This window comes from Clostridia bacterium (assembly GCA_024685775.1).
In the GTDB taxonomy this organism is placed as follows: Bacteria; Bacillota; Clostridia; order Christensenellales; family CAG-1252; genus CAG-1252.
Genome location: JAIKVL010000022.1, coordinates 41,389 through 47,428 on the forward strand (window position 1 = coordinate 41,389; position 6,040 = coordinate 47,428).

At 51.4% G+C, this 6,040-nt stretch carries 7 protein-coding genes; 2 read left to right on the forward strand and 5 right to left on the reverse strand.

The window, feature by feature from the left end:
• Positions 1-3 precede the first annotated feature (3 nt).
• Together dapB and dapA are read right to left on the reverse strand one after the other, a co-directional pair.
• Positions 4-744, reverse strand: coding sequence for a 4-hydroxy-tetrahydrodipicolinate reductase (gene dapB / locus K5753_04185; GenBank protein MCR4726400.1), 741 nt, complete (start codon positions 742-744; stop codon positions 4-6).
• Position 745: 1 nt separating this feature from the next.
• Complete coding sequence (gene dapA / locus K5753_04190) at positions 746-1,630, reverse strand: 4-hydroxy-tetrahydrodipicolinate synthase (protein ID MCR4726401.1); 885 nt, start codon at positions 1,628-1,630, stop codon at positions 746-748.
• 195 nt (positions 1,631-1,825) lie between these two features.
• On the opposite strand from dapA, the gene K5753_04195 reads away from it, so the two are divergent.
• Positions 1,826-2,656, forward strand: a complete 831-nt coding sequence (locus K5753_04195; GenBank protein MCR4726402.1) for a polysaccharide deacetylase family protein — start codon at positions 1,826-1,828, stop codon at positions 2,654-2,656.
• 150 nt (positions 2,657-2,806) lie between these two features.
• The gene (locus K5753_04200; GenBank protein ID MCR4726403.1) at positions 2,807-3,262 is read left to right on the forward strand and encodes a hypothetical protein; all 456 of its coding nucleotides are present in this window, start codon (positions 2,807-2,809) and stop codon (positions 3,260-3,262) included.
• A 61-nt stretch (positions 3,263-3,323) separates the two neighbouring features.
• Here K5753_04200 and K5753_04205 read toward each other — a convergent pair whose 3' ends face one another.
• The 3 genes from K5753_04205 to K5753_04215 all read right to left on the reverse strand — a co-directional run.
• Positions 3,324-3,641 carry a YolD-like family protein gene (locus tag K5753_04205; GenBank protein MCR4726404.1) on the reverse strand — a complete coding sequence of 106 codons (318 nt, stop codon included), beginning with the start codon at positions 3,639-3,641 and terminating at the stop codon, positions 3,324-3,326.
• A 70-nt stretch (positions 3,642-3,711) separates the two neighbouring features.
• On the reverse strand, positions 3,712-4,971 hold the full coding sequence (locus K5753_04210) for a DNA repair protein (GenBank protein ID MCR4726405.1): 1,260 nt from the start codon (positions 4,969-4,971) through the stop codon (positions 3,712-3,714).
• A gap of 210 nt (positions 4,972-5,181) precedes the next feature.
• Positions 5,182-6,040: hypothetical protein (locus K5753_04215; GenBank protein MCR4726406.1), on the reverse strand; the 859-nt coding region annotated here is incomplete at its 5' end.

The window sequence follows — 6,040 nt, forward strand, 5'->3', positions numbered from 1 at the left end:
TCATCAAACGTCTTCCTCCACCAGATCTTGCATCGTGTAAAGCCCGGGGGCCTTTTCGACGAGGAACGCCGCCGCTTTCACCGCGCCGCGCGCGAAGAGGGCTTTATCGTGCGCCTCGTGCGTGATGGTCAGAGTCTCCACTCCGTCGCTCATCATGATCTCGTGCTTCCCGACGACGTTTCCGATGCGGATCGCGCTGATGCCGAGATCGCCTTTTTCTCTTTTACGAACGCCGTTTCTTCCGATCACGCGATTCATTTCGCCGCGCGCGCTTTCGATCGCGCTTGCGATCATAAGAGCGGTGCCGGAAGGCGCGTCCGCTTTTCTGTTGTGATGATATTCGACGATTTCCACGTCGTCCTCACGGAGAAACGCCGCCGCTTTCTTGACCAAAGAGACCAAAAGCGCGACGCCGACGCTCATATTCGCGCTGAAAAAGACGGGGATCTTTTTCGCCGCGTCGTAGATCATCTGCTTTTCTTCGTCCGTCTGACCCGTCGTCGCGACGACGGTCGGGAGCTTCTTTTCGACCGCGTACTCCGTCAGCTCTTTCGTCGCGAGGTGGAAAGAGAAATCGACGATCGCATCCGCGGTCCCTTGATAATCGGACAAACGCGCATAGGTCTTTTCTTCCGCGCTCTGCCCTCTTTGATCGACGGCGACGACTTCGTAGCCCGCCGCCTTCGCTTCTTTGATAACTTCTTCGCCGAGCCTGCCGCCCGCGCCGTTTACGATGATCTTCATATTAAACTTTCAACCCCACGGCTCTCATCTTCGAGAGAAGTATTTCCTCGTGCGCTTTTTCCATCTTCGTCAAGGGCAGGCGGATCGAACCGTCGCCGAAACCGAGGCGGGTCATCGCCGCTTTGACGGGGATCGGATTGACTTCGCAGAACAAAGACTGAATCAGGGGAATGTACTTAAACTGCATCGCCGCGGCGGTCTTTACGTCTCCGCGCAAAAACGCGTGACACATTTCGCTCGTCTCTTTCGGAAGCAAGTTGGAAAGCACGCTGATGACGCCGAGCCCGCCGATGCTCATCAGGGGAACGATCTGATCGTCGTTTCCGCTGTACAGATCGAGCTTATCGCCGACGAGCGCCATCGTCTCCACCGCTTTGCTGAGGTTACCGGAGGCTTCTTTGATCGCCTTGATGTTTTTGACGCCCGCGAGCGCCGCATAGGTCTGCGGCTCGATATTGACGCCCGTCCTCGACGGGACGTTATAGAGGATGATGGGTTTGTCGACGCTCTCCGCGACGGCTTTATACATTTCGATCAAGCCGCCCTGCGTGGCTTTATTGTAATAAGGGGTCACCAAAAGAAGGGCGTCCGCGCCCGCCTTGCAAGCGTCCGCGGAAAGTTTAATCGCATAGGCGCAGTCGTTGCTGCCCGTTCCCGCGACGACGGGGACTCTTCCCGCCGTTTTCTTGACGACGCGCGCAATGACTTCGACGTGTTCTTCATCCGTCAGCGTGCTGCTTTCGCCGGTCGTTCCCGCCGCGACGAGCGCGTCGATCCCCGCGTCGATCTGGAAGTCGACGAGCCTGTCAAGCGCGTCGAAATCAACTTCGCCGTTTTTCATCGGGGTGATAAGCGCGGTTGCCGCTCCCTTAAAAATGCTGTCCATAATAGCCTCCTTTCTGCTTTTCCGAACTATATGAAAAATCCTTCTTCGCGGTGACGAATCCCGTATTTTTCGCTACGTTTGCAATTATATCACGGCGCGCGCACGCAAGGCAAACGATAATTTACCCTGTCCGATTTTTTTGTAAATCGAAAGGCGCCTCCGCATAGCGGATAAACTTCCGCACACAATAAAACCATGAAAAAATTCGTCGCATTTACGCTGATTCTTCTATCGCTTTATTCGCTTTCCGCGATCAAAGCGCGCGCGGATACCCCGCCAGAAGAAAGAAAACTCCCGATCTTGATGTATCACTCCGTCCTTCGCTCTCGGGTCGGCGCCTACGTCCTTTCGCCCGAGCGGCTCGAAGAAGATCTCGTCGAACTCAAACGCCGCGGCTACGAAAGCGTCACCGTAGATAAAGTCAAACGCTTTTTGAAAGGTAAAGGTTCCCTGCCCGAAAAGCCCGTCCTGCTGACCTTCGACGACGGGCATTACAACAACCTGTTTTACGCTCGCGATCTCTTGAAAAAACACGGATTTACCGCGGTCCTGCACGTCATCGGGTGCTTTACCGAATATTCCTCGACGCACGAGAAAGACCACCCGGAGTACTCCCACCTGACGTGGGAAGAGATCGGAGAACTTTCGAAAAGCGGCGTTTTCGAGATCGGCAGTCACAGCTACGCGATGCACGCTTACAAGCCCCGCTTCGGGATCAAACGGAAAACGGGCGAAAGCGAGGAAGACTACGCGCGCGCTCTCCAAGCGGACACGACGCGCCTCGAACGCTGTCTTCTCGAAAAAAGCGGCGTGATCCCCGTTTCTTACGCCTATCCGTTCGGCGCCTACGACGAGACGAGCGAACGCATCCTGCGCTCGCTCGGTTACGAAGTTCTGTTTACCTGTTACGAGACGATCAACGTTCTCCGTTTCGGCGACGAAGCGAAACTCGCTCGCCTGAATCGAATCAACCGCGACGGAACGATGGGAACGGAGCGTTTTTTGGACGCGCGCGGAATTCTGTAAAAACAGGCGAAAGTGCCGAAAAAATCCGACGATTCGGCTCTAATTTTCGCGTAAAATTAAATTTTTTTAATGATTTTTCGGAAAAGTATTGAAATTTCCGCAAAATTTGATACAATATAAGTACAATTCTTTTTACTTTGGGAGGAGAATATGGCTAAGAAAAAAAGTAATTCGGATTTGATTTCTTGGGCAGTCACGATTTTTGCCGCCGTCTGCGGCGTCACTGCTTTTTGTATGATCTTCGCGGAATCGATCTTCTTTGATATGTCGATTTTAGGGAAAGCGACCTATACCGGGCTTCAAACCGCTTTCGGCTACACCGCGAACGGGATCGAGATCTTCGAAGGATCCGCGGGCGTTTCTCTCGCTTTCCTCTTCCCCCTTATCGCGGCGGCGGTAGCCGTCATCGGAAAAGGCAATAAGATCGTCGCGATCCTTGCGGCGGCGATGTTCATCACGGGCGGAGTCCTCGCCTTCTGCATCCCGAGTTTGCTCGTCGGAAATTACGTCGGAACGCCGAACCTCGGAAGCGGCGCGACGGCTTGCGGCATTCTCGCGATCGTCGGCGGCGTCACGGAATGCGCTTCCGTTTTGCTGAAAAAATAATTCTTACCTCCTATTTTTCGAATTCATAAAAAGAGTCGCAATTCGCGTTGCGACTCTCTTTTTACTCGACGGAATCCAAACGATAAATATCGTCGAAAAAGATCTTCTCCCCGCCGATCTTCATATACTTGTAAATCACGTTGAATTCTTCGATTTTTCCGCGCTTTTCAAGGTAATATCCGTTTTTGTGACAAAGGACGGAAACTTCGCTTCCCCTTTCGAGTTTCGAAAGGCGGCGCGAAAGTTCTTCCGCATCCTCTTCCGAAAGTTCCCGCTTTTCCGTCCGCATCTTTTCTTTCTCTTTTCGTTCCAGCGCCTCTTTCAGTCCCTTCATCGCGTCAAAGGGAAGAAACTGTTTCGCGCGATCGATCCGATCCATAATCCCTCCTTCAAGCACGCCGAAAAGCGACAAGCGCGTCTCCCGCCAATCGCGCGAGACGAACCGAGCGCTACGCGTTGTGCCCGCCGATCATTCCGTTCCGCTCCCTCGTCGTCGCTCCGTCTTCCAGATCCATTGCGCGAAGGATCGCGTTCTTTCCCATCTTTTCCTTGATCTCGACGACGGTTTTTTCGAGCCGCTTCTCCTTTTCCACCCTTTCCCGATCCGTAAAAAGGTCGTAGCCCTCGCCACCCTCGTCCGCCACGCCGCCGAGCGAGATCCCGAGCCTGCGGATCGGCACGCCGCGAACCGTCGTCTCCTCGAAGATCCGCTCGGCGTATCTCCAAAGGATCGAGAAGACCGCCGTCGCTTCTTTCATCGAAAGCGCGCCGCCCGTCGCGGGGATCGTTCCGAAAGAATAGCCGACGAAGATCGAAACGCTTTTCGCGATCGCCTTTTCCCGAACGAGGCGTTCGGAGATCGCGACGGTCATCTCGGATAAGACGAGCTTCGCGGCGGCGAAATCATAGTTTTTCGGAAGGATCTGCGAAGAAGAAAGCGAGCGAGACTTTCCCTTGTAGGCTTTGATATCCGCGATCGTGCAGCTTTCCCTGCCCCAGGCGTGATCGATCAAAAGTTCCGCATTCACTCCGAAGACCTTATATAAAAGCTCCTGCGGCGCGTTCGCGACCGAGCGCATATCGTACAGCCCGTAATGCGAAAGCCGCCGCGCCGTTCCCTCGGCGATCCCCCAAAAATCCGTGATCGGACGATGCTCCCAAAGCGTCCTGCGATAGCTCTCCTCGTCCAAGATCCCGATATGGTCGCGGCTGTGCTTCGCGGTGATATCGAGCGCGATCTTCGCGAGATACAGGTTCGTCCCGACGCCCGCCGTCGCGGGGACGCCGATCTTCCGCGCGATCTCCCCGATCAGAAAAAGCGCGAATTCTTTCGGCGTCTGTCGATAGATCTTCAAATAATCGGTCGCGTCGATAAAGCTCTCGTCGATCGAATAGACGTGGATGTCCGATGCATCCATATAGTCCAAATACAGCCCGTAGATCCGCGCCGCGTAATCGACGTAATTCCTCATATGCGGTTTCGCGATCAAATAGTCGACGTGCTTCGGGATCTCGCTGAGACGGCAACGGTTTTTCACGCCGAGCGCTTTCATTTTCGGCGATACCGCAAGACAAAGCGCGTTCTTGCCCCGCTCTTCGTCCGCCACGACGAGGGGCGTCTCGAAAGGATCGAGCCCGCGCTCCGCGCACTCGACGGACGCGTAAAAGCATTTCATATCGATGCAAAGATACGTCCTTTGCTTTTGCATTTTCCGCTCCCCCTCTTTCCGAATTCGCCCACCGATCGCAAAATGCGAACATTTGTTCGTATTGCCATTATACACGGTTTTCCCCTCGCCGTCAATCCCACCCACATAAAAAAAGTATTGGAAGATTCTTCCAATACCAAACGTCGCGAATTTTAATTATATTCACTAAATGCAATAAACTAATCTATGTTCTTGCTTTTAATTCTATCACTAATTTACATACTTCAATATTTGATCTTTTTTCATCTCCGATTCACACATATTGATACTCGCATAATTATTTATAAAATACGGTTTAGTCATTTTAAAGGATTTCATTAATACTGGACAAAACGGGAACTCCTTTGAGTATTCGTCGCCGCTTACAGGAAAGACATAATTAAAGCCCAAATCCGAAGCCCTTTCCGATACGCAAGAAAAATACCTCACGCCGACTAGTTCTTTATGGCATTCTCTACCTTCATAGGTTCTATCGTCTTCATAACATCTATCTTGGTCTTCATCGCGTCTATCTCTTTTTTCTTTTTTCTTTGAGCTATCCATTTCCAAACGAACCCATTGCATTAACAACTGCGGAACAATGTACTCAGCAGCGAAGGGATCATTTTTATTTGCGCGGATAAATGAACAGGCAGCAATAAGGGGATACCATAAACAATATGCTTCCTTAATTTTAGCATCATACAAGTCTATCTCATCAAAGTTTCTTTCACTACTGCTATCGCTTTCTCTGTTTTTGAAAAAGTCCTGCGGTTTAATCGCCAATTCAATAACTCTTATCTCGGTATCATTAACGTCAAAATCCCTTTCGATTCGAAATCTCGAAGCAATACCAAAAGCAGAATGCGGATCATATTGAACTTCTTCACAACACAATTCCAAATCCGTGCCTAAATACAAACTCGGATAACCTGCGATACTATATCTACAAGTTGCGACTTTCGATCTTAAATTATACGGCGTATGAAACAATCTTTTCCTTTCATATCTAATATTCTCTTTAACGAGTGCAACTCTAAACAAATCGAGCCTATCGCTATATCCTTGAATTGGACCATACATCGTTTTA